25 protein-coding genes and 3 tRNA genes are annotated in these 26,685 nt (G+C 67.7%); 12 read left to right on the top strand and 16 right to left on the bottom strand.

Translation table 11 applies throughout. The features are described from left to right. Positions 1-6 precede the first annotated feature (6 nt). Positions 7-915, bottom strand: coding sequence for a dienelactone hydrolase family protein (locus GGR48_RS02970; protein ID WP_183950389.1), 909 nt, complete (start codon positions 913-915; stop codon positions 7-9). A gap of 126 nt (positions 916-1,041) precedes the next feature. Between GGR48_RS02970 and GGR48_RS02965 the strand changes: the two genes are divergently transcribed. Further along, the gene (locus tag GGR48_RS02965) at positions 1,042-1,899 is read left to right on the top strand and encodes a hypothetical protein (RefSeq protein WP_183950388.1); all 858 of its coding nucleotides are present in this window, start codon (positions 1,042-1,044) and stop codon (positions 1,897-1,899) included. Between the two features lie 207 nt (positions 1,900-2,106). Here the strand turns inward: GGR48_RS02965 and ftsH are convergent, their stop codons facing one another. From ftsH to ptsP, 5 genes are all read right to left on the bottom strand, one after another. Then, positions 2,107-4,074, bottom strand: a complete 1,968-nt coding sequence (gene ftsH / locus GGR48_RS02960) for an ATP-dependent zinc metalloprotease FtsH (protein WP_183950387.1) — start codon at positions 4,072-4,074, stop codon at positions 2,107-2,109. Between the two features lie 112 nt (positions 4,075-4,186). Beyond that, positions 4,187-5,179 (bottom strand): tRNA lysidine(34) synthetase TilS, encoded by a 993-nt coding sequence (gene tilS, locus GGR48_RS02955; RefSeq protein ID WP_183950386.1) that lies wholly within the window; start codon positions 5,177-5,179, stop codon positions 4,187-4,189. A 148-nt stretch (positions 5,180-5,327) separates the two neighbouring features. Then, on the bottom strand, positions 5,328-6,266 hold the full coding sequence (locus GGR48_RS02950) for a tetratricopeptide repeat protein (protein WP_183950385.1): 939 nt from the start codon (positions 6,264-6,266) through the stop codon (positions 5,328-5,330). 87 nt (positions 6,267-6,353) lie between these two features. Then, a complete protein-coding gene (locus tag GGR48_RS02945) occupies positions 6,354-7,280 on the bottom strand; it encodes a helix-turn-helix domain-containing protein (RefSeq protein ID WP_240456168.1) in 927 nt (308 codons plus the stop codon). 91 nt (positions 7,281-7,371) lie between these two features. After that, positions 7,372-9,645, bottom strand: a complete 2,274-nt coding sequence (gene ptsP / locus GGR48_RS02940; RefSeq protein ID WP_183950383.1) for a phosphoenolpyruvate--protein phosphotransferase — start codon at positions 9,643-9,645, stop codon at positions 7,372-7,374. A gap of 186 nt (positions 9,646-9,831) precedes the next feature. Here ptsP and GGR48_RS02935 point away from each other — a divergent pair, with 186 nt between their 5' ends. Next, a complete protein-coding gene (locus GGR48_RS02935; protein ID WP_183950382.1) occupies positions 9,832-10,347 on the top strand; it encodes a DUF4142 domain-containing protein in 516 nt (171 codons plus the stop codon). An 18-nt stretch (positions 10,348-10,365) separates the two neighbouring features. Beyond that, positions 10,366-10,527: a hypothetical protein gene (locus tag GGR48_RS02930; protein ID WP_183950381.1), complete on the top strand. Its 162-nt coding sequence runs from the start codon at positions 10,366-10,368 to the stop codon at positions 10,525-10,527. Between the two features lie 78 nt (positions 10,528-10,605). Here the strand turns inward: GGR48_RS02930 and GGR48_RS02925 are convergent, their stop codons facing one another. The 4 genes from GGR48_RS02925 to dapB all read right to left on the bottom strand — a co-directional run bounded on the left by GGR48_RS02925 (position 10,606) and on the right by dapB (position 13,469). Beyond that, positions 10,606-11,709: an RICIN domain-containing protein gene (locus tag GGR48_RS02925; RefSeq protein WP_183950380.1), complete on the bottom strand. Its 1,104-nt coding sequence runs from the start codon at positions 11,707-11,709 to the stop codon at positions 10,606-10,608. Between the two features lie 231 nt (positions 11,710-11,940). Further along, a tRNA-Arg gene (locus GGR48_RS02920) sits at positions 11,941-12,017 on the bottom strand. Between the two features lie 55 nt (positions 12,018-12,072). Next, the gene (gene nth, locus GGR48_RS02915) at positions 12,073-12,735 is read right to left on the bottom strand and encodes an endonuclease III (protein ID WP_183950379.1); all 663 of its coding nucleotides are present in this window, start codon (positions 12,733-12,735) and stop codon (positions 12,073-12,075) included. 5 nt (positions 12,736-12,740) lie between these two features. Continuing rightward, positions 12,741-13,469 (bottom strand): 4-hydroxy-tetrahydrodipicolinate reductase, encoded by a 729-nt coding sequence (dapB, locus tag GGR48_RS02910; protein ID WP_183950378.1) that lies wholly within the window; start codon positions 13,467-13,469, stop codon positions 12,741-12,743. A gap of 290 nt (positions 13,470-13,759) precedes the next feature. Here dapB and GGR48_RS17890 point away from each other — a divergent pair, with 290 nt between their 5' ends. Both GGR48_RS17890 and GGR48_RS02900 read left to right on the top strand, forming a co-directional pair. Further along, positions 13,760-13,933, top strand: coding sequence for a hypothetical protein (locus GGR48_RS17890; RefSeq protein ID WP_206362543.1), 174 nt, complete (start codon positions 13,760-13,762; stop codon positions 13,931-13,933). A gap of 214 nt (positions 13,934-14,147) precedes the next feature. After that, positions 14,148-14,849 (top strand): NAD-dependent deacylase, encoded by a 702-nt coding sequence (locus GGR48_RS02900; RefSeq protein ID WP_183950377.1) that lies wholly within the window; start codon positions 14,148-14,150, stop codon positions 14,847-14,849. Here the strand turns inward: GGR48_RS02900 and GGR48_RS02895 are convergent. Beyond that, positions 14,839-15,615 (bottom strand): 3'(2'),5'-bisphosphate nucleotidase CysQ, encoded by a 777-nt coding sequence (locus tag GGR48_RS02895; RefSeq protein ID WP_183950617.1) that lies wholly within the window; start codon positions 15,613-15,615, stop codon positions 14,839-14,841. The genes GGR48_RS02900 and GGR48_RS02895 overlap by 11 nt on opposite strands. A 19-nt stretch (positions 15,616-15,634) precedes the next feature. Further along, positions 15,635-16,981, bottom strand: coding sequence for a TldD/PmbA family protein (locus tag GGR48_RS02890; protein ID WP_183950376.1), 1,347 nt, complete (start codon positions 16,979-16,981; stop codon positions 15,635-15,637). A 119-nt stretch (positions 16,982-17,100) separates the two neighbouring features. On the opposite strand from GGR48_RS02890, the gene GGR48_RS02885 reads away from it, so the two are divergent. Then, positions 17,101-18,237: a hypothetical protein gene (locus GGR48_RS02885; protein ID WP_183950375.1), complete on the top strand. Its 1,137-nt coding sequence runs from the start codon at positions 17,101-17,103 to the stop codon at positions 18,235-18,237. Between the two features lie 54 nt (positions 18,238-18,291). Continuing rightward, positions 18,292-18,474: a hypothetical protein gene (locus GGR48_RS02880; protein WP_183950374.1), complete on the top strand. Its 183-nt coding sequence runs from the start codon at positions 18,292-18,294 to the stop codon at positions 18,472-18,474. A gap of 3 nt (positions 18,475-18,477) precedes the next feature. Here the strand turns inward: GGR48_RS02880 and GGR48_RS02875 are convergent, their stop codons facing one another. Beyond that, complete coding sequence (locus tag GGR48_RS02875) at positions 18,478-19,107, bottom strand: DNA-3-methyladenine glycosylase family protein (RefSeq protein WP_183950373.1); 630 nt, start codon at positions 19,105-19,107, stop codon at positions 18,478-18,480. 57 nt (positions 19,108-19,164) lie between these two features. Here GGR48_RS02875 and GGR48_RS02870 point away from each other — a divergent pair, with 57 nt between their 5' ends. Continuing rightward, positions 19,165-19,482 carry a 2Fe-2S iron-sulfur cluster-binding protein gene (locus GGR48_RS02870; protein WP_061779351.1) on the top strand — a complete coding sequence of 106 codons (318 nt, stop codon included), beginning with the start codon at positions 19,165-19,167 and terminating at the stop codon, positions 19,480-19,482. Positions 19,483-19,943: 461 nt separating this feature from the next. Here GGR48_RS02870 and rlmB read toward each other — a convergent pair whose 3' ends face one another. Beyond that, on the bottom strand, positions 19,944-20,687 hold the full coding sequence (gene rlmB / locus GGR48_RS02865) for a 23S rRNA (guanosine(2251)-2'-O)-methyltransferase RlmB (RefSeq protein ID WP_183950372.1): 744 nt from the start codon (positions 20,685-20,687) through the stop codon (positions 19,944-19,946). Beyond that, positions 20,687-22,297 carry a M20/M25/M40 family metallo-hydrolase gene (locus GGR48_RS02860; RefSeq protein ID WP_183950371.1) on the bottom strand — a complete coding sequence of 537 codons (1,611 nt, stop codon included), beginning with the start codon at positions 22,295-22,297 and terminating at the stop codon, positions 20,687-20,689. Before GGR48_RS02860 ends, rlmB begins: the two co-directional genes overlap by 1 nt. A 167-nt stretch (positions 22,298-22,464) precedes the next feature. Between GGR48_RS02860 and GGR48_RS02855 the strand changes: the two genes are divergently transcribed. From GGR48_RS02855 to GGR48_RS02840, 4 genes are all read left to right on the top strand, one after another. Beyond that, a tRNA-Tyr gene (locus GGR48_RS02855) sits at positions 22,465-22,550 on the top strand. A gap of 42 nt (positions 22,551-22,592) precedes the next feature. Beyond that, positions 22,593-22,666, top strand: a tRNA-Gly gene (locus GGR48_RS02850). A 123-nt stretch (positions 22,667-22,789) separates the two neighbouring features. Continuing rightward, positions 22,790-23,098, top strand: coding sequence for a polyhydroxyalkanoic acid system family protein (locus tag GGR48_RS02845; RefSeq protein ID WP_183950370.1), 309 nt, complete (start codon positions 22,790-22,792; stop codon positions 23,096-23,098). Positions 23,099-23,912: 814 nt separating this feature from the next. Further along, entirely contained in the window at positions 23,913-25,181 is a 1,269-nt protein-coding gene (locus GGR48_RS02840; protein ID WP_183950369.1) for a methyltransferase family protein, read from the top strand. A 93-nt stretch (positions 25,182-25,274) separates the two neighbouring features. Here the strand turns inward: GGR48_RS02840 and GGR48_RS02835 are convergent, their stop codons facing one another. Further along, on the bottom strand, positions 25,275-26,648 hold the full coding sequence (locus GGR48_RS02835; protein ID WP_183950368.1) for a glutamate--cysteine ligase: 1,374 nt from the start codon (positions 26,646-26,648) through the stop codon (positions 25,275-25,277). Between the last annotated feature and the right edge of the window lie 37 nt (positions 26,649-26,685).

Genomic DNA, 26,685 nt, shown 5'->3' with positions numbered 1-26,685 from the left:
GGGGCGTCAGCCGTGATCGAGATGGCGATGCAGAAAGGCCGTCGTCCGCGCCCAGGCCTGTTCGGCGGCGGCGCGGTCATAGCGTTCGGCGCTGGTGTCGTTGTTGAAGGCGTGGTCGACGCCGGCATAGGTGAAGGCCTCGACCGGTCGACCCGCCGCCTTCAGCGCCGCGACCCAGGGTTCGCCGGTGGCGTTCACCCGCGCATCCTTGCCGGCATAATGGAGCATCAGCGGCGAGCGGACCCTGGCCGCCTCGCCGGGTGCGGGCGCGGGGCCGTAATAGGCGACGCCCGCCGCCAGCGCCGGCCCCGCCGCCACCGCCAGCCGGTTGACGAACGCCCCGCCCCAGCAGAAGCCGACCGCACCGACGCGGCCCGTTCCCGCCTTGTCGGCGGCGGCGCGCGCCATCATCGCCCGCGCCTGGGCCAGCGCCAGATCATAGTCGAGCGTCCCAATCAGCGTGCGGGCGCGATCCTCGTCGGCCGGCGTACTGCCCTGCGGCGCCAGCAGATCGGGCGCGGTCACGCGAAAGCCGGCCAAAGCCAGACGACGTGCGACATCCTCGATATGCGGCGTCAGCCCGCGATTTTCGTGAATGATCAGAACCTCGCCCAGCCGCTTCTTCGCGTCACGCGGGGCGACCATATAGGCGGCGGAGCGGGCGCCGGCCTCCATCCCCTCGCGGCGATCGATTCGCAGCCGGACATCCTGCGGATCGGTCATCGCCGCGGCGGCGGGACTGGCGGCGATTCCCAGGATCAGCGCCTCGGCCGCCGCCGCCGAGCCCGCAAGCGCGGTCATCTGGCGCAGCAGGGTGCGACGGTCGTGATGGTCATGGGTAAAGGCGTCGTAGAGGCGGACCGCGCGGTCGCGCAGCGTGTCGCCCGGTGTATCGTTGCGGGGGACTTCGGTCATGCGGACATCCTCCATCGGGCCGCGCGACGGGTCTGCCACCCTGGCTTATGTCACGACCACGCCAGCAGCATAGTCGCTGCGGCTCCGATCGGCTAGGCTTGGCGGGACTATAGGGGGAGGATGGGCATGATGATCGGTCTCGCATGGGCGCTCCTTCAGGCGCAGGCATCGGCCCCGACACCACCGCCGCCGCCCCCTCCCCCGATTCATGGCGGCAACGTGCCGATGACCTGCCCGATCGGTGGCGAGACATTCTCGGGCTGGCAGATGGGGAGCTATTCGACCTATGGCGAGCGGCCCGACGGGCGCCCCTATAGCTATATGATGTTCCCGCTGCCCGTGCCCGAATGTCCGGGCAATCACTTGGTCGTGTTCGATCGGTTTTCGGACAGCGACAAGGCGGCGCTGGCGGTGCTGATCGCCACACCCGATTATGCCGAACTGGTCGCACGAAAGGATTCTGGCCATTATCGGGCCGCATGGCTGGCGGCACGGTTGAGCCGGCCCGAGCCGCAAGTCCTGACCTGGCTTCAGGCCGCGCTATGGGGACAGACGCCCGGTCCGCGTGACGGCCGCGATACTCCCGAAATGCAGGAGCGCCGCAGCCGTTATGGGCAGGCGTTCGTCACGCGGGTCCGCAACCTGCCCGCCGATACCAGTGCCAAGGACCGTCTATGGTCGACCGCCCGCGCCGCCAACCAGTTGCGCCAGTCGGGTGATTTCAAGGATGCGGAGGCGATGCGGCAGGCGGCGATGGCGGTGATCGGGCAATCGGGGACCGGTGAGGGTTGGGATGACTATCTCGGCAAGCTGGGGACGGTGATCGCCCGGCGCGATGCCTCGGTCGAACCGCTGGACATGATCCCGCCCCGTGAGGCGGCCTATCGCTGCGCCAAGCCGGGCGATGCGCCGCTGAGCCAGACGGAGGTTCGGCTCTGCGCGACGCCCGACATTGCCAGGGAAGTGGCGGATCTGTCGGATTGAGGGGTGTTGGGCGTGGCCTTCGACTTCGCTCAGGCTGAACGGGGGTTTCGGAGTGGTGCTGCTCTCATGCATCGCCCGGCAAGTATCCGCGCCGCACTCCCCTTGCCCCGTTCAGCCTGAGCGAAGTCGAAGGCCACGCCCCGCCCCCCAAACAAAAAGGCCGCCCCTGACAGGGACGGCCTTTCCACAAAATACCGGCCTGAGGGGTCAGGTGCCGAGCGGACTCGGCGATCCGAACGGACCCGCGCCGCGCCGGGTTTTGGGGATCGAGGTCCCCGCCTTGGCAACCGGCGTCGCTTTCGCCTTGGGATCGTCGCGACCGATGTCATCGCCCGCGATCAGCTTCTTGATCTCATCGCCCGACAGCGTCTCATATTCCAGCAGCGCCCCGGCCAAAAGATGAAGCTGGTCGACATGCTCGGTCAGCACATGCTTGGCGCGGTGCAGACCGCCCTCGACGATCGACTTGATCTCGTCGTCGATCAGCTGCGCGGTCTGGTTGGACATGCGCACCGGCTGGCTGGACGAATAGCCCAGGAAGCTCTCGCCTTCCGGCTGGGCGTATTCGACCGGGCCGACCTTGTCCGACATACCCCATTTGGTGACCATGTCACGGGCCAGACCGGTGGCGTACTGGATGTCGCCGCTCGCGCCGCTCGACACCTTGTCATAGCCGAAGATGATCTCCTCGGCGACGCGACCGCCCATGGCGACCGCCAGGTTCGCGTACATCTTGTCGCGATGATAGCTGTACGAGTCGCGCTCCGGCAGGCGCATCACCATGCCCAGCGCGCGGCCGCGCGGGATGATCGTCGCCTTGTGGATCGGGTCCGACGCCGGTTCATGCAGCGCGATGATCGCATGGCCGGCCTCGTGATAGGCGGTCATCCGCTTCTCGTCCTCGGTCATGACCATGGAGCGGCGTTCCGCGCCCATCATGACCTTGTCCTTGGCTTCCTCGAACTCGGCGCTGGCGACCAGGCGCTTGCCCTTGCGTGCCGCCATCAGCGCGGCCTCGTTGACCAGGTTCGCCAGATCGGCGCCGGAGAAGCCCGGCGTGCCGCGCGCGATGACGCGGGCGTCGACGTCGGGGGCCAGCGGCACCTTCTTCATATGGACTTCGAGGATCTTCACACGGCCGTCGATGTCGGGGCGCGGCACCACGACCTGGCGGTCGAAGCGGCCGGGACGCAGCAGCGCGGGATCGAGCACGTCGGGACGGTTGGTCGCGGCGATGATGATGATGCCTTCATTGGCCTCGAAACCATCCATCTCGACCAGCAGCTGGTTCAGCGTCTGCTCGCGCTCGTCATTGCCGTTGCCCAGGCCCGCACCGCGATGGCGGCCGACCGCGTCGATTTCGTCGATGAAGACGATGCAGGGTGCCGACTTCTTCGCCTGCTCGAACATGTCGCGCACGCGGCTGGCGCCGACGCCGACGAACATCTCGACAAAATCCGAACCCGAAATGGTGAAGAAGGGCACGCCCGCCTCGCCCGCGATCGCACGGGCGAGCAGCGTCTTGCCCGTACCCGGCGAGCCGACCAGCAGCGCGCCCTTCGGGATCTTGCCGCCGAGGCGTGCGAACTTCGACGGGTCCTTCAGGAACTCGACGATTTCCTGCAGTTCTTCGCGCGCCTCGTCGATGCCGGCCACATCGTCGAAGGTCACCTTGCCTTCCTTCTGGGTCAGCATGCGGGCGCGGCTCTTACCGAAGCCCATCGCACCGCTGGCGCCGCCACCCTTTTGCATCTGGCGCAGCACGAAGAAGGCGATGCCGATGAACAGCAGGAAGGGCAGCGAATTATAGAGCATCAGCATCCAGATGGACGGCCCTTCCTCGGTCTTCGCCGTGAAGGTCACGCCCTTTTCGCGCAGGCGCGGGATCAGCTGCGAATCGGGGACCGGCGTCGTCCGGAACTTCTCGCCCGACGACAGCGTGCCGGTGATCGACTCGCGCGAGATCGTCGCGGTCTTCACCGTGCCCTCATCGACCTTGTCGAGGAAGGTCGAATACTCGATCTGGTTGCCGCTCTGCGCCGACGAACCCGCGCCGGACAGGCTGACGAACAGGGCGAGCGCCATCAGGATGCCCACCCAGATCAACAGGCTCTTCATCCAGGGGTTGCCGCCCCCATTGGGATCGGGGCTCTGCTGCTTGTCGTTGTCGTTCATCGGTGCCGGATACCTTTCCGCCTCCAAGATAGGCGTAGCGAGGTTAATGGCAATGGAACAACACCGATCAAAGTGATCGATCGGTGACAGAAGCGTCAGTCTTGCGCGCCCGTCAGCCGGTCCTGCGCGGCGGTGCGGGTCGGAAGCGCCAGACGCCCGACCGCACGCTGGCGATCACCCCCGCCTGAGTCGCGCGGCTGCCGCCGGCCAGCGCGTCGAGCAGCTTCTCGATATTGGCGCCGTCGCTCCAGGCGGGGGATTCGATCGCGGCGGCCTGGCGCACCGTGCCGATCGCGCGGCGGGCCAGCCGACGCCCCAGCTCGCGCGGCAGGTCGGCGGCGGCGATACGGACATTGTCGCCGTCGATCTGCGCGCGCTCCCGCCACAGCCATTCCACGGTCGCGCGCAGATCGGCATCGGCCTCCGCCAGCTGTGCGGCGGCGCGCGCCATCTGCGCGACGCCCAGCCACTCATTGGCGTCGAGCAGCTGGCGAAACCGGGTCCGGTCATGCCGGGGATCGTGATTGGCGGGGTCGTCGACGAAGGGCGCCTCCGCGCGCCGCACGATCTGGCGCAGCTCGGCGCGCCGCCAGTCGAGCAGCGGACGCAGCACCGCCACCCCGCCGATCTCCGTGCGCGCCCGCACCCCCGACAGGCCCGACAGCCCCGCCCCGCGCGCCGCGCGCATCAGGAAGGTTTCCGCCTGGTCGTCGGCATGATGCGCGGTCAGGATCGCCGCCGCGTGCGAAGTCCGGGCATGATCGGCGAGCAGCGCGTAGCGCGCCTCGCGCGCCTGCGCCTGTAGGCTGGCGCCGGCGATGGCCTCGGCCGGGCGCAGGCCGTGATGCGGCACGCCCAGATCGCGGCAATGCTCCGCGACCATCCGCACCTCGTCCGCCGCCTCGGGCCGCAAGCCGTGATCGACCGTCGCCACCGTGATCCGTCCCGGACAGGCCGCCGCCGCCAATGTCAGCATCGCCATGCTGTCGGGCCCGCCGGAGACCGCCAGCAACAGCGGCGCGGGGTTCGAACGGAGATCGTGAAGCGTCGCCAGATCGGCGGCGAAACGCGCGATCTGATCCTCGGCCGTGGCGTCGGTGGCCATGATATTCTCAAAGCTGGTCAGGGAAGACCCGGCTCTAGGCCCCTCCCCAAGCCGCGTGCAAGCGATTTCCGGCCCGAACGCCTATCGAAAGCGTCGGACATCGGACGCCGCGCGATCCGGCGACGCCCGATGTCCGGCGGTCACGCCATCACTTGCACTTGGCCGCGCTCCGCCCCGCCTCGATCTGGGTCTTCATCGACGCGGAAATCTTGGCGCCATAGACGTCGCTCAGCTCGTCATAGACCTTGCACGCGTCCGCCGGCTTGTTGAGCTTGGTCAGCGCCTGGCCGAGATAGAGCAGGCTGTCGGGTGCGCGCTCGCCATCGGGGAATTTCTTGTAATTCTCGTAAAAGGCCATTGAGGCCAGGCTGGGTTTGCCCGAGTCGAGATAGCTGCGGCCGAGCAGATTCTGCGCAAAGCTGGCGCGGCGGCTCTTGGGATAGTCGGCGACCACCTTCTTGAGCTGCGTCTCTGCCTCGGCATAGCGCTTGGCGGTCCACAGGCGATAGCCATAGAGATAGGCGTCCTCGGCCGGATCGCCGGTCGAGGGCTTGTCGACCGCAGCCGTAGCCGCCGCCGGGGCGCCCGTCGCGGTATCGCCGCTAGCCACGACCGCCGCCGGGGTCCGGCCGGGGCGCGGGGTCGCGGCCGCGCCATCGCCCGACGTATCGAGCGGTGTGCTCTGGCCGGCCGGCGCGATCGGGGCGGGGCCCGATTCCAGCGCCTTCAACCGCGCATCGGTCGCGCGCTTATAGGCGTCGAACTGATCCTGAAGCTGGCGGGTGCGATAGCCGCTCTGCTCGACCTGCCCGGTCAGCGTCGTCAACTGCTCCTCCAGCGAGGTGACGCGCGCGCTCAGATCGGCCAGCGCGCTGGTGGCGGGCACGCCGGTCACCGGCGTCTGGGTCTGCGGCGCGGTGATCTCGGGCTGGACATATTGGTTCGCGCCGCCCGGGAACACCTTGCGCTGCACCGCGCGCATCTCGCTTTCCAGCTTGCCGACACGGCCCTCGATATTGGACTGAGCCGACGCCGCCGTCGGTACGATCAGAACGGCCGCAACGCCGGCCAGCAACAGGTTACGCATCGCTCTCACCCCCCGGTGGGTCTGTTGGAAAAGGCGGGACATCTTATCTGCCCCGCCAAAGCTGTCGCCAGCCTGAAAGACCGCCCTTTACAGATCGGCCGGTGCCGTCGTCGCCGGGCTGGACGACGGTGCGGGCACAGGCGCGGCCGGCGTGGTGGCGGCGGGACGCTGTGCGCGGCGCGGCGTGGTCGTCTCCCGCACGGCGGGCGTAGCGACCAGCGGCGCGCCCGAGGCCCGGGCCGCGATCGACGCAGGATCGAGCTTCACGTCCTTGATCGCGCGCGATCCGTCGCCCAGCGGCGGGATGGCCGAGCCATTCAGCGTGACGGTCAGCTTGTCGGGACGACCGACGTTCAGCATCGGGCCATTGGCGTCGGCGGGCACTTCATATTGCTCGCCCTGCTTCAGCGTGCCGATCTTCAGCGTCTTGTTGTCGGCGTCATAGACGCGCAGCCAGACTTCGCCATTGGCGGTCAGCAGCACCTTGCCGCCGGTCACCGGCGTCGGGCTGGCGACCGGCGCGGGGGTGCTGGCGTCGGTGGTGTTGGTCAGCGGGGTGACGGCCGGCACATCCTGTGCGGTGCGATCGCGGCGGAACAGGTCGGTGCCGTACCACAGCCCGGCGATGATCAGCAGCGCCAGCGCGATGCCGGCACCGATGATCGCCAGCCCGCGCGATGGCACGCGGGCGGGATCGGCGATGTCCTGCGGCACATACTCGCTGACCCGCCGGCCCATCCGGTCGACATCGGCGCGCACCGCCTGCGCGATCGCGACCTCGTCGGCGCCGACCGCACGGGCATAGGCCTTGGCGAAGCCGACCGCATAGGTGGCCGATGGCAGGCTCTGATAATCGGATGCCTCGATCGCCGCGAGATGGCGGCTCGGAATACGCGTCCGCGCACCGATGTCGCCGAGCGACAGACCCTGCGCCTCTCGCGCCGCACGCAGGACGTCACCGGCGCGGGCGGGTGCCGATGGTGCGGCATCGTGGCCCGGATTGACCTCGTCCATTCTCAACTCCGAAGTGACCATGGCCCACCCCATGATCGCGGTCGTTCTTTCAGACGGTTGGGTTCAAGTCAACGCGAAGCCCGGCCCCTGATCAGGCCAATTCCACACCGTTCGTCGCAGCCCAGGCACCAAGCGCCCCGCGCATGTCACGCACCGGATGCGCGAGCAGCCGCGTCATCTCCTCGGTGATTGCCGCGCGGTCGAGCGAGCGGATCATCGCCTTGACCGGACCGACCGCCGCCGGGGTGATCGACAGCCGGTCGAGCCCCAGCCCGATCAGCGCCATCGCCTCCAGCGGACGGCCACCCATTTCGCCGCACACGCCGACGCGTACGCCCGCCGCGCGCGCCGGCTCGACCACCCGGCGCAGGAAGCGCAGGATGGAGGGGCTGAGCCAGTCATAGCGCTCGGCCAGCTTGGGGTTCGCGCGGTCGGCGGCGAACAGGAACTGCGTCAGGTCGTTGGTGCCGATCGACAGAAAATCGACGTTCGGCAGGATCAGATCGAGCTGCTCGGCAAGTGCCGGCACCTCCAGCATCGCGCCGTAACGGACCTCGATCGGCAACCGTCGGCCGCGCCCCGCCAGCCATACCCGCTGCGCCTCGAACAGCGCCTTGGCCTCGTCGAACTCCCACGCCTCGGAGACCATCGGGAACATGACGTGAAGCGTGCGGCCCGAGCCGGCCTCGAGCAGCGCGCGCGCCTGCGCCTTCATCAGGCCCTCGCGCTCCAACGCCAGGCGCAGCGCACGCCAGCCCATGGCGGGGTTCTCCTCGTCCCCCGCCTCGACATTCAGATAGGGCAACGCCTTGTCGCCGCCGATGTCGATGGTGCGGAAGACGACCGGGCGATCGCCCGCCGCCTCCATCACGTCGCGGTACAGCCGCTGCTGCCGCTCGCGCTGCGGCAGGGTGGCGGAGACGAGGAACTGGAATTCGGTGCGGAACAGGCCGATGCCATCGGCCCCCGTCGTGTCGAGCGCGGCGGCATCGTCGCGCAGGCCCGCATTGACCATCAGCGTGACGCGGTGCCCGTCCTTGGTCACCGGCGGCACGTCGCGCAGCGCGGCGAAGGCCGCGCGCCGCTTCTGGCGCAGCGCCAGCTTGGCCTCGAACGCCTCCTCCATCGCCGCGGTCGGGCGGACGAGCACGCTGCCCTCGGTCGTATCGAGCAGCAACTGGTCGCCATCGGCGATCTGCCGCCGCACGTCGCGCACCCGGCCCAGCACCGGCACGCCCATGGCGCGCGCGACGATGATGACATGCGCGGTCAGCGACCCTTCCTCCAGGATCACGCCCTTCAACCGCCGGCGATCATATTCCAGCAGCTCGGCCGGCCCCAGATTACGCGCGATCAGGATGGTGTCCTGCCGCAGGCCCAGCTGCGCCGCCGTGCCCATCTGCCCCGACACGATGCGCAGCAACCGGTTGGACAGGTCCTCCAGGTCGTGCATCCGGTCGGCGAGCAGCGGATCGTCGATCTGGCGCATCCGCTGGCGCGTGCGCTGCTGCACCCGCTCGATCGCGGCCTCGGCGGTCAGGCCGCTGTCGATCGCCTCGTTGATCCGGCGCGCCCACCCCTCGTCATAGGCGAACATCTTATAGGTCTCGATGACCTCGACATGCTCGCCCGCCACGCCGAATTCGGCCTCGCGCGCCATGCGGTCGATCTGTTCGCGCATCTTGTCGAACGCGGCATAGACGCGGCGACGCTCGGCATCGATGTCCTCGGCGACCGTATGCTCGATGACGATGCGCGGCTGGTGGAAGACGGCGAAGCCGCTGCCCATGCCGTCGACCAGCTTCTGGCCCGCCAGCCGGACCGTCGCCGTCATCTGCGGCCGCGCGCCCGCCGCACTCGCCGCGTCGATCAGTCCGGCATTGGCGATCAGCTCGGACAGCACCATCGCGACCGTCTGCAACGCCTCGATCTCGACATCGGCATATTTGCGCGGCTCGGCATGCTGCACCGCCAGCACGCCCACCGCCCGTTCGCGCCGGATGATCGGCACGCCGGCGAAGCTGTGGAAGCGGTCCTCGCCCGTTTCGGGCTTATAGGCAAAGTCGGGATGGCTCGCGGCTTCGTCCAGGTTCAGCACCTCGACATCCTCGGCGATGGTGCCGACCAGTCCCTCGCCCAGCGCCAGCTTGGTGACGTGCACCGCCTCCTCGGCCAACCCGCGCGTCGCGAACAGCTCCAGCACGCCTTCGCGCAGCAGATAGATGGAACACACCTCGCTGCCGATCGACTCGCCGATGATCTGGACCACCTGGTTCAGCTTGGCTTGGGCGGGTGCGCGCGACGCCATGACGTCGTGCAGGCGGACGAGGATCTCGCGGGCGGAGGCGGCGGCCGAAACGGGCATGGCGACAGGGCTATCAGACCGGATGCGGCGGTGTCATGCGCTAATCGCACGCCGGCGTCGAATTGCTCCGGCATCCCCGCCGCTCCCCGACGACAAACATACTGATACGGATCACAATTCAACGATTTAGCGGAACGGCGGTCGGTGACGCCGGTTGCCCTGGCATCACCGTCACGGGAGATCACCATGCTGAAGCCCCTGCCCATCGCGCTGGCCCTCATCCTCGCCGGCGCGCCGGTCGTCGCGCAGACCCCGCCGCCGCCGCCACCCGCCGCCGCGAAGGCGCAGGCCGCCGCCTATGTGAAGGCCGCCGGGATGAGCGACCTGTACGAGATCACCTCCAGCGAGATCGCGCTGCAAAAGTCGCGCGACGCGGGCGTGCGGCGCTTCGCCCAGGCGATGATCGAGCATCACCGCCACACCACCGCCGCCACCGTACAGGCCGCGCGCCAGGCCGGGCTGACCCCGACGCCGCCGCAACTGGGCGGCGCCAAGGCCTCGATCGAGGAACTGCGCCGCGCCAAGGCCGCCGACTTCGACCGCCTCTATCTCGGCCAGCAGGCCCCCGCGCATCAGGCCGCGCTCGACCTGCACCAAAGCTATGCGACGAATGGCGATCAGCCCGCGCTGAAGACCAGCGCCCAGGCCGCCGTGCCGATCGTTCAGCAGCATATCCAGATGCTGTCGCAGCTGCAGCGCTGAGCCGCAAAGGACAGGGCCATGGACGACGCCGTCAAACCCACCACCGAGACCGATCAGCCGAACCTGTCGACCGAGCATCAGAAACCCGGCGATGCCCGCCGGCCGCGCGATACGCTCGACCAAGGCCAGACCAGCACGGAGGGGCAGGACGCCCCGCCGCGTAAATCCTCGCTGATCTGAGCTTGGAAAGAACGCCGTTCCGGGGAAGGCAGGACCTTCCCCGGCGCATCGGATCGAACGAAACCCGATCCGGCTGGCTTATCGCACCAGATGCCATTGCTGGTTGGGATGACCGCCGCAGTCCCAGACGCGGATCGCGGTGCCGGCCCCCAGCTCGCCGATATTGTCCAGGCATTTGGACGTCTGCCGATTGCGCAGCAGGAACCAGCCGTCCTCGGTCGGCAGGACCTCCCATTGCTGGCCGACGCCTTGCGAGCGCGGTGCCAGTCCGGTGGGGTCGCCATTGTTGGTATTGCCCAGCGAGTCGATCGCCCGGCCGTCCGCGCTGACCAGCTCGACATAGCCGTCCGCATAACGGACGTTCCAGACCAGCGTTGCCGCCGATCCGCTATTGGCCACCGGGCCGGTGCCGGTGCCGTCGAGCAGCAGCTTGCTCGATCGATTGACGAAGCGCCGGTTGCCGGCGAACTGGGTCGCCGCATCGCCCAGCCCCATATCGGCCAGTTGCGACGACACCAGCTGCACATTGCGCTGGGTTTCGAAGAACTCGCTGTCGTAGTTCAGGCCATAGGGCCAGAAATGGATGCGGTCGCCCCATTGCACCGCGTCGGGGCCGTCGAACGCCTTGATCCGCGCGTTGGTGACCGCCCCCGTCCAGCGTCCGTTGACCATATAGCGTTCCCACTCGCCAAAGGTCCCCGAGCCCAGCCAATGCGCCATTTCGTGCAGCGCCACGCGCCGGCCGATCGATCCGCCGAACTGGATGCGCCAGCGATAGCCGGCCTCCGCGGTGGGCGTGCCGGCATGATAGGTGACGCTGACATGGCCGCTATAGCCGGCCAGCGTATTGGTGTGGTTGATCGTCCAGTTCATCGCATCGGTGATGCGGTTGCGAATATCCTCGGACACGTCGGTATCGAGCGACCAGGTCAGCTGGCCGATCTTGTAATATTCCAGCTCGGCCGGGGCCGCAGCGGTCGTGCCAGCCGGCGGAGGCGTGGTGGCGGCAGGGGGCGGCGTGCTCGCGACGGTCGTGGTGCTGGCCGACGCCGTACCACCCGGTACGACCGAGACGGCATCGGACGCCCCCTCCCCGCCGCAGGAGGCCAAGCCAAATGCCAGCACACTCACTCCCAGTGCGATCGCCAGACGTGATGATTGCGGCAGCAGACCCTTTCGCATGTCACTCTCCCATGTATCACCGATCATGAACTTATTTTCATATTCGAGTTTGACACATGCAAAGGGGATGTAAAGATGAAAAGTAAGACAAATTAATGCTATGGGCGCGGCGCTTCAGAACCGGTGACGGCAGCCGAGAAAGCCTATGAACGCGGCTTTTCGCATGGCCTATACGGTATCGCACCCGACCCTCGGACCGGAACCATTCCAGCGCTTAAAATGTAGGAAAAGTGGCGCACCCGACAGGATTCGAACCTGTGGCCTCTGCCTTCGGAGGGCAGCGCTCTATCCAGCTGAGCTACGGGTGCGTGGGCGAGCCGACTAGCATCGCCCGTCCGCGCGCGCCAGCCCTTTTGTGCGCCGTCAGGCCGATGCCGTCGCTTTTGCCGCCGGGGCCGGCGTCTTGGGGCGATAGGCACACAGATCCTCGACCGGACAGCGCCAGCATTCGGGACGCCGCGCCTTGCAGATATAGCGGCCGTGCAGGATCAGCCAGTGATGCGCATGCACCCGGAACGGTGCGGGCGTCGCCTTGTCGAGTTTCAGCTCGACCGCCAGCACCGTCTTGCCCTTGGCCAGGCCCGTGCGATTGCAGACGCGGAAGATATGGGTGTCGACCGCGAAGGTCTCCTGCCCGAAGGCGACGTTGAGCACGACATTGGCGGTCTTGCGCCCGACGCCGGGCAATCGCTCCAGCGCCGCGCGGTCCTTCGGCACCTCGCCGCCATAATCGTCGACCAGCATCTGCGACAGCGCGATGACGTTCTTGGCCTTGGTGTTGAACAGGCCGATCGTCTTGATGTGCCGCTTCAACCCCTCTTCGCCCAGTTCGAGCATCTTCTCGGGCGTATCGACCTCGGCGAACAGCGCGCGCGTCGCCTTGTTCACGCCGATATCGGTCGCCTGCGCGGACAGCGCGACCGCGACGACCAGCGTATAGGGGTTGCGGAATTCCAGCTCGGTCTCGGGATGCGGGTTCGCCTCCGCGAGCCGGTGGTAGAATTCGACGACGTCCGCCTTCTTCATCGGTCTTACAGGCCCAGCACGTCGCCCATGCGATAGCGCCCCGGCGCCTGCCCCGCGAGCCACAGCGCCGCGCGCACCGCGCCGCGCGCAAAGATGGTGCGGTCCTGCGCGAAATGCCCGAGCGTCAGCCGCTCGCCCTCGCCCGCGAAGATCACCTCATGGTCGCCGATCACCGAGCCGCCGCGCAACGCGCCCATGCCGATCGTCCCCTCGGTACGCGCACCGACCAGGCCCGCGCGGCCATCGACACGCAGCTCGGACAGACTATGCCCGCGCCCCGCCGCCGCCGCCTCGCCCAGCAGCAGCGCGGTACCCGAGGGGGCATCGACCTTGTGCCGGTGATGCATCTCGGTGATCTCGATATCCCAGTCGGTGCCCAGCCGCGCCGCCGCCTCGCGCACCAGATTGGCGAGCAGCGTAATGCCGAGCGAGGTGTTGCCGGTCTGAAGCACCGCGATGTCGGCGGCGGCGGCATCGATCGCGGCATGCTGCGCCGGCGACAGGCCGGTGGTACCGATCACGATCGGCGTCCCCGCCGCCCGCGCCGCCGCCAGATGCGAATCGAGCGCACCTGCGATCGAGAAATCGACCAGCACATCGGCCGACCTGGCCAGTACCGTCGGATCGTCATGCGAGTCGCACCCGCCGGCCAGCGTCGCGCCCTCATCCTCGATCAACTGCGCGATGGCGCGGCCCATGCGTCCCGCGCTGCCGTAAATGCCGATCGCGGTCATAGCTGCTCCTGCCGAGTGATGGGTGAGGACATGGTCATGGGAGCGCTCCTTGACACAGGTTGAGGCGCGGGGAAACCGATTGCCCAACGGCAAGGCTCAACCACCGACGTTGCGCTGTGTCCTATGGCAGGGTTACAGATCGAGGTCCCACTGGACCCAAATAAGGCATCTGATGGTGAAAGGACGATAGTCCCGGTTGCCTTTCGGGGCGGACGCTATCGCTTATTTTCAGATGTGCCAGATCGACCACTTCCACCCGCGAACACTCCAGCAACTGACGTAGGAACGCTGTGAAGAATATACTGATTGTCGATGGCGCATTGAACGCGACCTTCAGCGTCTTCCAAGCCACGGATGAGGAGTTCGCGATGCTCTTCCCCAATGGACAGGAGATCGAGGTGGCCGAGGATGTGATCGAGCGAACAGGGGAAGCAGTCGCCGACGAGATATTCACTCGTGTGTAGGAACGCCCTATCCTCAAAAGCGAGGCGCAGGGCATCCACGCCACACTGATTTACGATGAACCATCGCGTCGTAACTATCTCCCGTCTTCCCGGCGGGAAATCGATTGGGACGATCGTTCGATCAACGAAGCTCAGCGGCGTCTTTTTCGATCACGGCGGCAGCGCCCGCTTTGAACGACTTCCAGCCGTTACGCGCATGACCTATTGTTCGATGATGGCTGACCCCAAAAACATCGTCATCCTCACCGGCGCGGGTATCTCCGCCGAGTCCGGTATCGCCACCTTTCGCGGCCCCGGCGGCTTGTGGGAGGGGCACCGCGTCGAAGATGTCTGCACGCCGCAAGCCCTCGCCGCCGATCCGGCATTGGTCCATCGCTTCTACGACCTTCGGCGCGCGGCGCTGGCGTCCGTCCGGCCGAACCCCGCGCATGACGCGCTGGCGCGGCTGGATCGGGAATGGGCGGGCGACCTGCTGATCGTCACGCAGAATGTCGACGATTTGCATGAGCGGGCGGGGGCGACCCGGATGCTGCACATGCATGGCGCGTTGAAGCAGGCCTTGTGCGCGGCCTGTGGCGAGCGGTTCGATTGGGCCGACGACCTGCCGCCCGGCACGCCCTGTCCCGCCTGTGCGGCCCCGGCGCTGCGGCCCGACATCGTCTTCTTCGGCGAAATCCCCTATCAGATGGAGCGGATCGAGGCGGCGCTGGCGCAGGCCGATTTGTTCGCCTCGATCGGCACCTCGGGCGCGGTCTATCCGGCGGCGGGGTTCGTGCGGATGGCGAAGGCCTATGGCGCGGCGACACTGGAGCTGAACCTCGATCCGTCGGAGGGAAGCAGCTGGTTCGACGAAAGCCGCTTCGGCCCGGCAGGGACACTGGTGCCGGCATGGGTCGAGGACATGCTCAGCCGCTGAGCGGCACGATCACCTCGCGGGCGCGGGGCTCCAGCCGCGCGACGGCGGCGTCCTGCAGCCCCTGCGCCGTCACCAGGACGCCGAAAGCGCGCGGATCGGGCTTGTTGAAGAGCAGCGGCTGGCCCAGCGCATCGGCCACCCCCGCCCCCGCTTCCGACGCGATCAGCGCGGCGGCGGCAATGTCCCATTCATTGCCCCAGCGCAGCGTGGCGACCAGATCGGCCTCGTCGGCGGCGACCATGGCGATGCGCAGCGCGATCGAATTGGGCTTGAACACCGCGACCAGATCGCGGTCGGCCTTGGGCAGCGCATCGACCGGCACGCGCGCGCCCGGCATTGCACGGCGATGCCCTGCGCACAGCGTGCGGCCATTGCGCGTCGCGCCGCCGCCGGCCCGCGCCAGCCACAGCTCGCCGCGCGCCGGCGCCGCAAGCACGCCGATCACCGGCCGGCCATCCTCGACCAGCGCGACCGAGACCGCCCAGCCCTCGCGGCCCCGGATATAGTCGCGCGTCCCGTCGATCGGATCGACCACCCAGACGCGGCGCGCGGCCAGCCGGTCGGGCTTGTCCGCGGTTTCCTCCGACAGCCAGCCGGCATCGGGGATCAGCGCGGTCAGCCGGGCGTGGAGCATGCGGTCGACGTCCAGGTCGACCTCGCACACCGGGCTGCCGGGCACCTTTTCCCATTGGCGGAAATCGGTGCGCCAGCGGGCGAGCGCCATCGCCGCCGCCTCGCGCGCCGCCGCGACCACGGCCGGCACCATGTCAGGGGCCGGCACGGGATCAGCCACTCGCGACCGTCATCCCGTCGACGCGCAGCGTCGGCACGTTGACGCCGTAGCGGAATTCCAGATCATTGGCCGGCGTCATCTCGCGGTACATATCCTTCAGATTACCCGCGATGGTGAACTCCGCAACCGGCTCGGCGATCCGCCCGCCGACGATGCGGAAGCCCGCCGCGCCCCGGCTGTAATCGCCGGTCACCGGGTTGACCCCGCTGCCGATCAGCTCGGTGACGTAGACGCCGTCAGCGATGTCGCCGATCAGGGTGTCGACCGGCACATGCCCGGCAACCATATAAAGGTTGCTGGTCGACACGCCCGGCGCGCCGCTGGTGCCGCGCGCGGCATGGCCGGTGGGCTCCAGCCCCAATTGCCGGGCGGAGGCGGAGTCGAGCAGCCAGGTCTCCAGCACCCCGTCCTCGACGATCGCGGTCGGCGACACCGCCAGCCCCTCACCGTCGAAGGGGCGCGAGCGGAGGCCGTGCGGGCGGTGCGGATCATCCTCGATCCGGATACCCTCGGCCATCACCCGCTCGCCCAGCCCGTCGAGCAGGAAGCTGGTCCGCCGCGTGATCGCGCTGCCGGCGATGGCGGAGACGAGATGGCCGACCAGCGACGATCCGACGCGCGGATCGAACACCACCGGCATCGCCCCGCTCGCCAGTCGGCCGGGATTGAGCCGCGCCACCGCGCGCTCGCCCGCGCGCCGGCCGATCGCTTCGGCCCCTTCGAGCAGCCGGTACAGGCGTGCGCCATGATGCGCATAGTCGCGCTGCATGCCCGCGCCCTCGCCCGCCACGACGCTGGCCGACAGGCCATAGCCGGTCGCGGCATAGCCGGCGGCAAAGCCATGGCTGGTGGCCAGCGCGGTGACGATGCGCGAGGCGGACGCCCCGGCGCCCTCGGAATTGGTCACGCCCGCCACGCCACGCGCGGCATCCTCCGCCGCCAGCGCCAACGCGCGCAGCTCTTCCGGCGCGATCTCACCGCCATCGTCCAGATCGAGCATCGGCGGCGCACCGTGCATCAGCCGCTCCTCGGGCGCGAGGCCGGCCCAGCGATCCTCGGGCGCTTCACGCGCCATGGCGACGGCGCGCTCGACGGCGCGGTCCATGGCATCGCCCGACAGGTCCGAGGTCGACACGCTGGCCGAGCGCCGCCCGACAAAGACGCGCAGGCCCAACTCCTCGCTCTCCGACCGGCCGACATCCTCCAACTGCCCCAGCCGCACCGAAACCTCGAGCGCGGCGTCGGCGGCAAAAACGGCATCGGCGGCATCGGCACCGGCGGCGCGGGCCCGGGCAACGATCTCGGCGGCCCGGTCGCGGGCCTGTTCGGGGGTCAACATGGCATGGGACTTAAGGGCGCATGGACGGGGATGCCAGTCCCGCCACGGATTTTGAAACGGTCAAGTCGCTTGCGAACGTCGTAGCGATGATGGGATAGCGGGTCCGGGAGGGTACGGGCATGAAGGTCATCGGGGCGGTCATTCTGGCGGGACTGGCCATCGTCGCCACGTCGTTCATGCCGACGGCATCCTGCGCGGACAGTTGGGCGACGCCAACTACGCAAACCTTCACCTCGTGCAAGGGCCATGCGCGCGTCGTCGTGACGCCGCGCGATCTGGAGAGCCAGCTCGCCTATTTCGAGGACAAAGTCGACGGGGTCGAACCCGCCGGGCAGACGGGAACCGGGCCCACTCACGCGAGGGCGCGCGTCGAGACGTTGGTGGGCGGGACGTGGCGCGCGGTGTGGGACGAGCAGATCGCCAATGATGTCGCCCCGGTGCATGTCATCGTGCGCGACGATGGCGGCTATACCGTCACCTTCGATGACTGGCACGGCACCGGCTATGGTCCGCGCGCCGTCGTCATCTATGACGCGAAGGGCAGCATCGTTCGGGCCTTGTCGCTGTCGGACATCATACCTCGGGACTATATCGAGGCGCTGCCTCATTCGGTCAGTTCCATCCAATGGCGTGGCCAGCCGCGCTTTACCGCCGATGGACGGCAGGTCGTCATTCCAGCCATCATTCCATCGTCCGAGTTCCCGGGCGAAACCGCCTATGTCGAGACGACCATCAACTTGGCGACCGGCACCGTCTCGCCCGCCATCGGCCTGGCGTGGCAGCAGGCGCTGGCGACGGGCCGCCGCGTTCATGCCGAACAGAGGGCCGCCGAGGCGCGGCAAAGGGCAGCCTTCCTTGCCCCTTTGCTGGGTCCGAAAGACAATGACCAAGGCGAATGGCATACCTATCTGCGGGAAGCTGTTGCCCGCAAGACCAAGGGCCGGGAATTCCCCTCCACCACGATCCTGCGTATTCCCGGCGCATCGGATTATGCGATCACCGAGACCTGGCTACGGGAAGCGCTGACCAAATTCTATGCTGACCAGGTGGCCGTCGCCTCGCTGTCACCGTCGAACATGGTGCCGGTGTTGCGCAAGATCGCATCATCCGTGCCGCGCGGATCGCTCACGAAGGTCACGCTCTACGTTGCGGCCCGGAACGACATCTGGCCGGAGGTTCGCGAGGCGATGTCGCCAACGGGCGTCAAACTGGTGCAGCTCAACCCCGACACGCCGATCCCCCAGACACGCCGCTGAATCGCGGAACATGACGGCCCTTGAACGGAGCCGCTTCGGGTGCGTTGGGACAGCATGTCTCAACCGCACATCGCCACTGTCCGCGCCGCGTTTGGACGCAAGGTCACGCTTCGCGCCAAGCTCGAAATCACCAGCGGCGGCCTGCTCGCCATCGGTGGATTGGTATCGTCGATCCTGTTGTCGACGGCGGTGCTGGTCGGGGTGGCGACCCGGCATCTGCCGAAGCGGGATCGGTGATCCTCATACCGGCGCGGCGTCGGCGCCGGCGCCATAATGATGCCAGGTGAAGATGGCGAGCGCGCTGCGGTGCGGGCGGAAGGCTTCGGCGAGCGCGCGGACCTGTTTTTCGGACGGCCGCGCGTCGTGGCCCAGGATGCGCCCCATCTCGATCTGCACCGCCAGATCGCCGGCGGGCCAAATGTCGGTGCGGCCTTCCGCGAACAGCAGATAGACCTCCGCCGACCAGCGGCCGATGCCCTTGACCGCCACCAGCTTGGCGATCGCCTCCTCGTCATCGGCGGGCAGGTCGGCGAGGTTCAGGCGACCGCTCGTCACCTCCTCGGCCAGGCTGCGCAGATAGCCGGCCTTTTGCCGGGAGATGCCCGCGCCGCGCAGTTCCTCGTCGGTCACACCGTGCATCCGCGTCGGATCGCTCGCGTCGCCCAGCAGTTCGTTCAGCCGTCGCCAATGCGCATCGGCCGAGGCGACCGAGACCTGCTGGCCCAGGATCGTCCGCACCAGCGTGGCATAACCGCGCGCCCGGATGCGCGGTTCGGGATAGCCGATCCGCGCCAGCGCCGCCGCGATGGCGGGTTCGGACGCGGCGAGCGCATCCATGCTTTCGCGAATCTGTTCGGCGCTTAGCCCCATGATACTTGATCCGCGCGTTCAGGCCCGGCAGAGCCGCCGCCAACAAGGAGAATGGACATGCCCAAGCTTATCGTCGTGACCCGCGACGGGGAAGAACGCGAAATCGACGGCGAGGCCGGTCTGTCGGTGATGGAAGTGATCCGCGACGCCGGTGTCGACGAATTGCTGGCGCTGTGCGGGGGTTGCTGCTCCTGCGCGACCTGCCATGTCCATGTCGATCCGGCCTTCGCCGACACGCTGCCCGCGATCGGCCCGGACGAGGACGACCTGCTCGATTCGACCAGCGATCGCGACGCGACCTCGCGCCTGTCGTGCCAGCTGCCGTTCGGGGCGGCGCAGGACGGGATGCGGGTGCGGATCGCGGCGGAGGACTGACCGGGCATCCGGTCTGAACGCCGGAGGGCGGGGTTTCGGCCCCGCCCTTTTTTGTTCGCGCAGAGGCGCGGAGGGCGCAGAGGGGGTGTCCTGTTTGGCGACGTTCCGGTGTATGGGAAAGATGATGTTCGCGCGGAGACGCGGGGGCGCGGAGTTGGCATGTCCGGCCGCAAGGCCAGCCTGCTATCATCGGCGCAGCTTTGTCTTCCGGTCGCGAGGTAGTGTTCGATCACAGCGCGCCGGACATCTCCGCGCCTCCGCGTCTCCGCGCGAACAAAATCCCGTGGCCTTCGACTTCGCTCAGGCTGAACGGAGGGTGGGCATTATGGCCACCCGTACCAACAGCCGTTCACGCTGAGCGAAGTCGAAGCGCACGCCCGGCGCTTGCCTTTCACACCCTCTGCGTCCTCCGCGCCTCTGCGCGCAAAAAAGCGGCGAGGCCCCACCCCGCCGCCAGAAAATCACCGCGCCGCCACCGCATAGAGCGCGATCGCCGCCGCGTTTGAGACGTTCAGGCTCTCCACCTTCGGGCTGATCGGCAGCTTGGCGAGTTCGTCGCAATGCGCCTCGGTATTCTGGCGCATGCCTTCGCCCTCGGCGCCCAGCACGATGCAGATGCGCTGCGTGCCCATCGCCTCGGCCAGCGTCTGGTTCGCATGGCCGGTCAGACCGATCCGCCAGAAGCCGGCCTCGGCGATCTCCTCCAGCGCGCGGGCCAGGTTCACGACGCGAATCCACGGCACCGTCTCCAGCGCGCCGCTGGCCGAGCGGGCGACCGTGCCCGATTCGGGCGGCGCGTGCCGGTCCTGGGTCACGATGCCCAGCGCGTCGAATGCGGCGGCCGAGCGCAGGATCGCGCCAACGTTATGCGGATCGGTCACCTGGTCGAGCACCACCAGCGGCCGGCGGTCGTCCTGCCCCTCGTGCAGCAGGTCGCCCAGCCAGATGTCCTCCAACGGATCGACCTCGGCCACCAGGCCCTGATGCGGTGCGTCGGCGGGGACCAGGCGGCCCAGATCGGCGGCATCGGCAAAGGTGACCGGCAGGATCGGCGGCAGGTCGAGCGCGGCCAGCGCCTCGCGCGTGCCCCAGATCTTGCGCACCGTGCGGTTCGGATTGGCGAGCGCCGCCGTCACCGCATGCCGCCCCCAGAAACGGGGGCGGTTGGAAGAAGCCTGGCTGGGGCGATGTCCTCGGCGTGCCATCAGTCGTCGGTATCCGTATATGCAAAGGGGTTGGTCGGTGCCGGTTGGGTCGGCACCGGCGGACGCGGCAACGCCTTGTCCGCATTCGCCGCCGCGAGCAAGACCCCCGCGAGCACGACCGAGGCCTGCCGCATGTCGTCGCCCTTCAAATGATCGAAGGTATCGGCCGAGCTGTGATGGATGCGGCTGCCATAGTCCAGCGGGTCCTGGATGAACTGAAAGCCCTGCACGCCGACCGCCTGCATGAAGACATGGTCGGTGCCGCCGGTCGTCCGCTGCACGACATTGCCCGCGCCCATCGACGCATAGGGCGACAGCCATTCCTTCAGCATCGGCACCGCCGCCGGATTATTCTCGGCATAAAGCCCGCGCAGCTTGCCCGAGCCGTTGTCGATATTGAAATAGGCCGCCAGATCGGCGTAACCCGGCTTGGGCGTGATCGGCCAGCGATTGGTCCAGCCATAATAACGCTTCAGACCGGTCTGCGGCGCATCGCCCGGTCGCCCGCGCGTCGCCAGATGCTGCTCGACATAGGCCATCGAGCCCAGAATGCCCTGCTCCTCGCCCGACCAGAGCGCGAAGCGGATGGTCCGCTTCGGCCGCTGTCCGGTGGCGGCCAGGATGCGCGCGGCCTCCATCACCATCGCGCTGCCCGCCGCATTGTCCGCCGCGCCGTCGCCCGCGACCCAGCTGTCGAGATGCGCGCCCGCCATCACATAGCCCGCCTTGGGATCGGTGCCGGGAATCTCGGCGATGATGTTATAGGCGTTCACATCGCTGTCGTCGTAGCGGACGTCGCTCAGTACCTCGATCGTCGGCGCGGGGCCGGCCTTGGCCAGGCGCGCGAGCCGGCGATAATCCTCGGCGGCCAGCTCGATGCCGGGCACCGCCGGCGTCTCGCCGCGTCCGAACAGATAGCCCTCACCGTGCAGCAGCTTGCCGTCGCGATAGCTCTGCGTGACATAGGCGACCGCGCCCTCGGCCTTCAGGAACGCGTCGAGCTTCTGCGAAAAGTCGAGCCGCTTCAGCCGGCGATCGGCGCTTTCGGGGTCATGCTCGGGCTGAACATAGACGTCGAGCTTGGCGATGTCCTCGCCCGACAGGCGGCGGAAGGGTGCCGACGACGGCTCGTCGCCGGTGCCGGGCATCGTCACCATCACGATCTTGCCACGCAGCTGGCCGCGCCATTTGTCGAAATCGCGCTCGCGCTTCATCGGCGCGACGATGACGGGGGCGGTCACCGCGCCGTTGGTGGCGGGAGTCCAGGCGATCGGGATCGCGGTCAGTTGCAGCGGCCGGGGGCTGACCATCCGCACGCTCGACCGCTCGATCGACCAGCCGCGCCCGAAGGGAAAGCCTTCCTTATGGACGTTCTTCAGCCCCCATTTGGCGAACTGCTCGGCGGTCCAGGCCTCGGCGGTCCGCATCGCGGGGCTGTTCGTCATGCGCGGGCCGATGACGTCGGTCAGATGCTGTGCGGTCTGCATCGCCTGGCTGTGGTTCATGCCCTCGTCGATGAGGCGGTTGGCCGCACTCCGGTCTTGCGCGGAGGCGATGGCGGCGGGCAGCAGGGCGACCGCCGCGACGGCGGCGAGCAAGGATGGACGCATGGAAAAGAACCCCCGGAAAATCGTCTATGGGTCAGAGGCTATGTCCCGATTGCGCGACATGCAAGCAACCGGATCAAGCGCAATCGGCAGAAAACGTACAAAACGGCGTTGACAGGCCCGCCGCGCTTCGGCATTGGGCGCGCCTCGCTCCGATGGAGTGACACCCCGGAAGGGTGGCCGAGTGGTTAAAGGCAGCAGACTGTAAATCTGCCCGCGTGAGCGTACACTGGTTCGAATCCAGTCCCTTCCACCATCCCCGCCGATCGGCTAGGGTCGACCACGGCGCCGGATCTGAGCGGGTATAGCACAATGGTAGTGCAGCAGCCTTCCAAGCTGAATACACGGGTTCGATTCCCGTTACCCGCTCCACCCCCTCACCGTCGGCGATGCAGCAGCCTTCCAAGCTGAATATTTCATCGGCCCCTGCTTGACGATTACGTCAATGCTCGCCACTCCGCCCGCGATTCCCATCGATTGGAAAGAGTTGCAACCATGGCATCGGTCAATTTCGACGTTCCGCATGATCTGGGCCGGGCCGAAGCGCGCCGCCGCATCGAACAGGGCCTGCCCAAGCTGGAATCGAAGATCCCCGGCGGCGGCCAGGTGACCTCCGAATGGCCTGCGGAGGATCGGCTGCTCCTGACCATCATCGCCATGGGCCAGACGGTGAAGGCCGACATGAACATCGCCGACCATGCGATCACCGGCACCGTGGCGATCCCGATGATGCTGTCGATGATGGCCGGCCCGATCAGCGAGTTCGTGAAGACCAGCGCGGAGAAGATGCTGGCCAAGGGTTGAGGGTGCCGGGGGCGGACGGCTTCCCCTACGCCTGTTCCGCTTGAGCGTGGTCGAAGGGCATGAGTTTGCTGCTTCCACTGACGGATTAGGGCGCTGGGCGAGTGCGGAGCGTGCGCTTCGACTTCGCTCAGCGTGAACGGCGGTTTGGTTCTGTGGCAAGCGGCCCTTTCGCCCCGCCCCTCGCTGCATTGATAGCCGTCGGGGATTGCCGGTAGCGATCCTGCTTCCCAACCCCCAACCCCGTTCAGCCTGAGCGAAGTCGAAGGCCACGGGCACCCGTTCGCCACCTGGCACTGGCGAATTGCGGCGCTGAGCGAGCGCGGAACGTGCGCTTCGACTACGCTCAGCGTGAACGGTGGTTTGGTTTCGTGGCAACCGGCTCTTCCATCCCGCCCCTTCGCGACATTGATGACCGTTAGGGATTGCCGGTAGCGATCCTGCTTCCCAACCCCCACCCCCGTTCAGCCTGAGCGAAGTCGAAGGCCACGGGCACCCGTTCGCCACCTAGCACTGACGAATTGCGGCGCTGGGCGAGCGCGGAACGTGCGCTTCAATTTCGCCCAGCATGAACGGCGATTTGGTTTTGGGGCAACCGCCCCTTTCGCCCCCCCCTTTACGACATTGATGGCGGTCGGGGATTGCCCGTCGGTTTCCACTCGCCGTTAAGCCTGAACCCGTCGATCGGCTGGCAGGCCAGCCGCCTAGGATGAACTTCGGCGCGATGCGGCAGCTTCGAAGGCACGCCTCACCCTCACCCCAAAAACCCGAACATCCTAACGCCCCGCTTACCAAATTGCGCTAAGGCCATGGCCGCATGTCCGACGCGCCCCCCGCCCCGCCCCGCCCGCCCCGCCCCGCTTCGGCGGTGACGCATGGCGTGGGGCTGGCCGGGCTGGCGGGGTCGCTTGGTTGGATTGCGGTGGCGCGGTGGCGGCATCTGGACGGCCCCTATGCCGCGCTCGTCCATCTGCTGGCGGCGGGCCTGCCGATGATTTTGTGGTCGCTGCTGGTGGACAAGGTGCATCGCCACGCCTCCACCGGCATCGACTGGGCGCATCCCCGCCCGGCGCGGGAGACGTTGGACATCAGCCTGACCAAGCTGGTCGGGCTGTGGGCGACCTTTGCCGCGATCGGGCTGATCTATGCCACCGGGCGCTTCTACTGGCGGGGCAATTTCGCCTTTGCCATGTGGTGTTTCGAATGGATCGCCCCGGCCTCGTTCCTGCTGTCGATCCCCTATGTGCTATGGCTCGACCGGCGGCTGGTCGAGCCGAAGGACGGTGCCTGGGCGCTCGGCGCGTGGCTGGCCGGGCAGAAGGGCGTCGCAGCGGAGCCGATCTATGCGCACCTGCGCGCCTGGGGGGTGAAGGCGTTTTTCCTGGCCTTCATGCTGGCGGTGCTCCCCGGCGGGTTCGGCAATTTCGTGCGCGGCGACCTGTCCACCGTGCTGCGTGATCCGGTGGCGCTGGCCAACTGGCTGATTACGTTGATGTTCGTGATCGACGTCGCCTTCGCGACCGTCGGCTATATGCTGACCCTGCGGCCGCTGGATGCGCATATCCGCTCGGCTAACCCCTATGCGGCGGCGTGGATGGCGGCGCTGATCTGCTATCCGCCGACGATCATGATGGCCGATGGCGGGCCGCTGGACTATCGGCCGGGCACTGCCGAGTGGAGCCATTGGTTCGCCGGGCATCCGGTCCTGCTGGCCGCGATCGGCGCGGTGCTGGTGGCGTTGACCGCCATCTATGCCTGGTCGACCGTGGCGTTCGGCATCCGCTTTTCCAACCTGACGCACCGGGGCATCCTGACCCACGGGCCCTATGCCGTGTCGCGGCATCCGGCCTATCTGTCGAAGAACATCTTCTGGTGGATCGCGACGATCCCCGTGCTGTCGACCGGGACTTGGGTCGATGCATGCCGGAGCACGCTGCTGCTGGGGGCGGTCAGCGGGGTCTATTACTGGCGCGCGCGGACGGAGGAGCGGCATTTGTCGGCCGATCCGGCGTATCGGGAATATTATGACTGGATGGCACGGTATGGGTTGGTGCCGCGGTTCTTTCGCTGGGTTTCGGGGCGGTAGATTTCCCTTGGCCTTCGACTTCGCTCAAGGCTGAACGGATGAAGGGGTAAGCCTCCGTTCAGGCTGAGCGAAGTCGAAGCCCACGCTGCTCGGTCAGAAACTCGCCTCGCCATAGACCCGCGAGATGTCGCCACCCCATTCGCCATGATAGCGGTCGAGCAGCACCTGCGCCGGAACCTTGCCCGACCGCACGATCTCCCGCAGCGGATCGAGGAAGCCGGTCTCGTTATCCCCCGCCCCATTCAGCCGTCCACGCGCCGCAAGGCCCGCATGCGCGATGTCGAGCACTTCGCCCGCAATGTCGCGCAGGCGCCCGCCACCCGGCAGCGGCGCGTCCAGCGCCAGCTCGGGCACCGCATCGCGCAAGCTCTGCCGCTCGGTCAGCGACCAGCCCTTGACCAGGTCCCACGCCGCATCGAGCGCGCCATTGTCGTACAGCAACCCGACCCACAAAGCAGGCAGCGCGCAGATGCGGTTCCACGGGCCGCCATCCGCCCCGCGCATCTCCAGGAAGGTCTTCAACCGCACCTCGGGGAAGGCGGTCGAGAGGTGATCGTTCCAGTCCTCCATCGTCGGCAATTCGCCCGGCAGGACCGACAGCTCGCCCTTCAGGAAGTCGCGGAACGACAGCCCCGCCGCGTCGATATATTTGCCGTCGCGGTAGACGAAGTACATCGGCACATCGAGCGCATAGTCGGCGTAGCGCTCATAGCCGAAGCCCTCCTCGAACACGAAGGGCAGCATGCCGGTGCGCGCCGGGTCGGTGTCCGACCAGATATGGCTACGGAAGGACAGCTTGCCGTTAGGCTTGCCTTCGGTGAAGGGCGAATTGGCGAACAGCGCGGTCGCCAGCGGTTGGAGCGCCAGGCCGACGCGGAATTTCTTCACCATGTCCGCCTCCGACGCGTAATCCAGGTTCACCTGGATGGTCGAGGTGCGCAGCATCATGTCGAGGCCCAGCGACCCGACGCGCGGCATGTGGCGCAGCATGATGGCATAGCGGCCCTTGGGCATGATCGGCAGTTCGGCGCGGGTCTTGTCCGGCCACATGCCCAGGCCCAGGAAGCCGAGCCCCAGCGTGTCGCCCGCCGCCTTCACTTGGGCGAGATGGCGCCCCGTCTCGGCACAGGTCTCATGCAGATTGTCGAGCGGCGCGCCCGACAGCTCGAACTGCCCGGCCGGCTCCAGGCTGATCGAGCCGTCCGCGCCGGTCAGCGCGATGACGTTGCCGCCCTCCAGGACCGGCGCCCAGCCATATTGCTCCAGCTCGCCCAGCAGCGCGCGGATGCCTGAGGCTTCGTCGTAGGAGGGCGCGTGATGATCGCCCAGCGCATAGACGAACTTCTCGTGCTCGGTGCCTATCCGCCAGCGATCGCTGGGTTTTTCACCGCGCGCGAAACTCGCGATCAACTGGTCGCGCGACTCGATGATGGCGCTCTTGGCTGTGCTCGCGGTCTTCGTGCTCATGAACCGCGCCTTACGCGCGAGCGCGCGTCCACGCCAT

Origin of the sequence: Sphingomonas pseudosanguinis, from assembly GCF_014196255.1 — a bacterium.
Classification (GTDB): domain Bacteria; phylum Pseudomonadota; class Alphaproteobacteria; order Sphingomonadales; family Sphingomonadaceae; genus Sphingomonas; species Sphingomonas pseudosanguinis.
The sequence above is the reverse complement of the archived record's forward strand: the minus strand, read 5'-3'. Positions and strand labels throughout refer to the sequence as shown.

Coding starts and splice junctions, on each gene's coding strand:
- GGR48_RS02970 (WP_183950389.1), bottom strand. CDS start 915: ATGACCGAAGTCCCCCGCAACGATACACCGGGCGACACGCTGCGCGAC.
- GGR48_RS02965 (WP_183950388.1), top strand. CDS start 1,042: ATGATGATCGGTCTCGCATGGGCGCTCCTTCAGGCGCAGGCATCGGCC.
- ftsH (WP_183950387.1), bottom strand. CDS start 4,074: ATGAACGACAACGACAAGCAGCAGAGCCCCGATCCCAATGGGGGCGGC.
- tilS (WP_183950386.1), bottom strand. CDS start 5,179: ATGGCCACCGACGCCACGGCCGAGGATCAGATCGCGCGTTTCGCCGCC.
- GGR48_RS02950 (WP_183950385.1), bottom strand. CDS start 6,266: ATGCGTAACCTGTTGCTGGCCGGCGTTGCGGCCGTTCTGATCGTACCG.
- GGR48_RS02945 (WP_240456168.1), bottom strand. CDS start 7,280: ATGGACGAGGTCAATCCGGGCCACGATGCCGCACCATCGGCACCCGCC.
- ptsP (WP_183950383.1), bottom strand. CDS start 9,645: ATGCCCGTTTCGGCCGCCGCCTCCGCCCGCGAGATCCTCGTCCGCCTG.
- GGR48_RS02935 (WP_183950382.1), top strand. CDS start 9,832: ATGCTGAAGCCCCTGCCCATCGCGCTGGCCCTCATCCTCGCCGGCGCG.
- GGR48_RS02930 (WP_183950381.1), top strand. CDS start 10,366: ATGGACGACGCCGTCAAACCCACCACCGAGACCGATCAGCCGAACCTG.
- GGR48_RS02925 (WP_183950380.1), bottom strand. CDS start 11,709: ATGCGAAAGGGTCTGCTGCCGCAATCATCACGTCTGGCGATCGCACTG.
- nth (WP_183950379.1), bottom strand. CDS start 12,735: ATGAAGAAGGCGGACGTCGTCGAATTCTACCACCGGCTCGCGGAGGCG.
- dapB (WP_183950378.1), bottom strand. CDS start 13,469: ATGACCGCGATCGGCATTTACGGCAGCGCGGGACGCATGGGCCGCGCC.
- GGR48_RS02900 (WP_183950377.1), top strand. CDS start 14,148: ATGGCTGACCCCAAAAACATCGTCATCCTCACCGGCGCGGGTATCTCC.
- GGR48_RS02895 (WP_183950617.1), bottom strand. CDS start 15,615: ATGGTGCCGGCCGTGGTCGCGGCGGCGCGCGAGGCGGCGGCGATGGCG.
- GGR48_RS02890 (WP_183950376.1), bottom strand. CDS start 16,981: ATGTTGACCCCCGAACAGGCCCGCGACCGGGCCGCCGAGATCGTTGCC.
- GGR48_RS02885 (WP_183950375.1), top strand. CDS start 17,101: ATGAAGGTCATCGGGGCGGTCATTCTGGCGGGACTGGCCATCGTCGCC.
- GGR48_RS02880 (WP_183950374.1), top strand. CDS start 18,292: ATGTCTCAACCGCACATCGCCACTGTCCGCGCCGCGTTTGGACGCAAG.
- GGR48_RS02875 (WP_183950373.1), bottom strand. CDS start 19,107: ATGGGGCTAAGCGCCGAACAGATTCGCGAAAGCATGGATGCGCTCGCC.
- GGR48_RS02870 (WP_061779351.1), top strand. CDS start 19,165: ATGCCCAAGCTTATCGTCGTGACCCGCGACGGGGAAGAACGCGAAATC.
- rlmB (WP_183950372.1), bottom strand. CDS start 20,687: ATGGCACGCCGAGGACATCGCCCCAGCCAGGCTTCTTCCAACCGCCCC.
- GGR48_RS02860 (WP_183950371.1), bottom strand. CDS start 22,297: ATGCGTCCATCCTTGCTCGCCGCCGTCGCGGCGGTCGCCCTGCTGCCC.
- GGR48_RS02845 (WP_183950370.1), top strand. CDS start 22,790: ATGGCATCGGTCAATTTCGACGTTCCGCATGATCTGGGCCGGGCCGAA.
- GGR48_RS02840 (WP_183950369.1), top strand. CDS start 23,913: ATGTCCGACGCGCCCCCCGCCCCGCCCCGCCCGCCCCGCCCCGCTTCG.
- GGR48_RS02835 (WP_183950368.1), bottom strand. CDS start 26,648: ATGAGCACGAAGACCGCGAGCACAGCCAAGAGCGCCATCATCGAGTCG.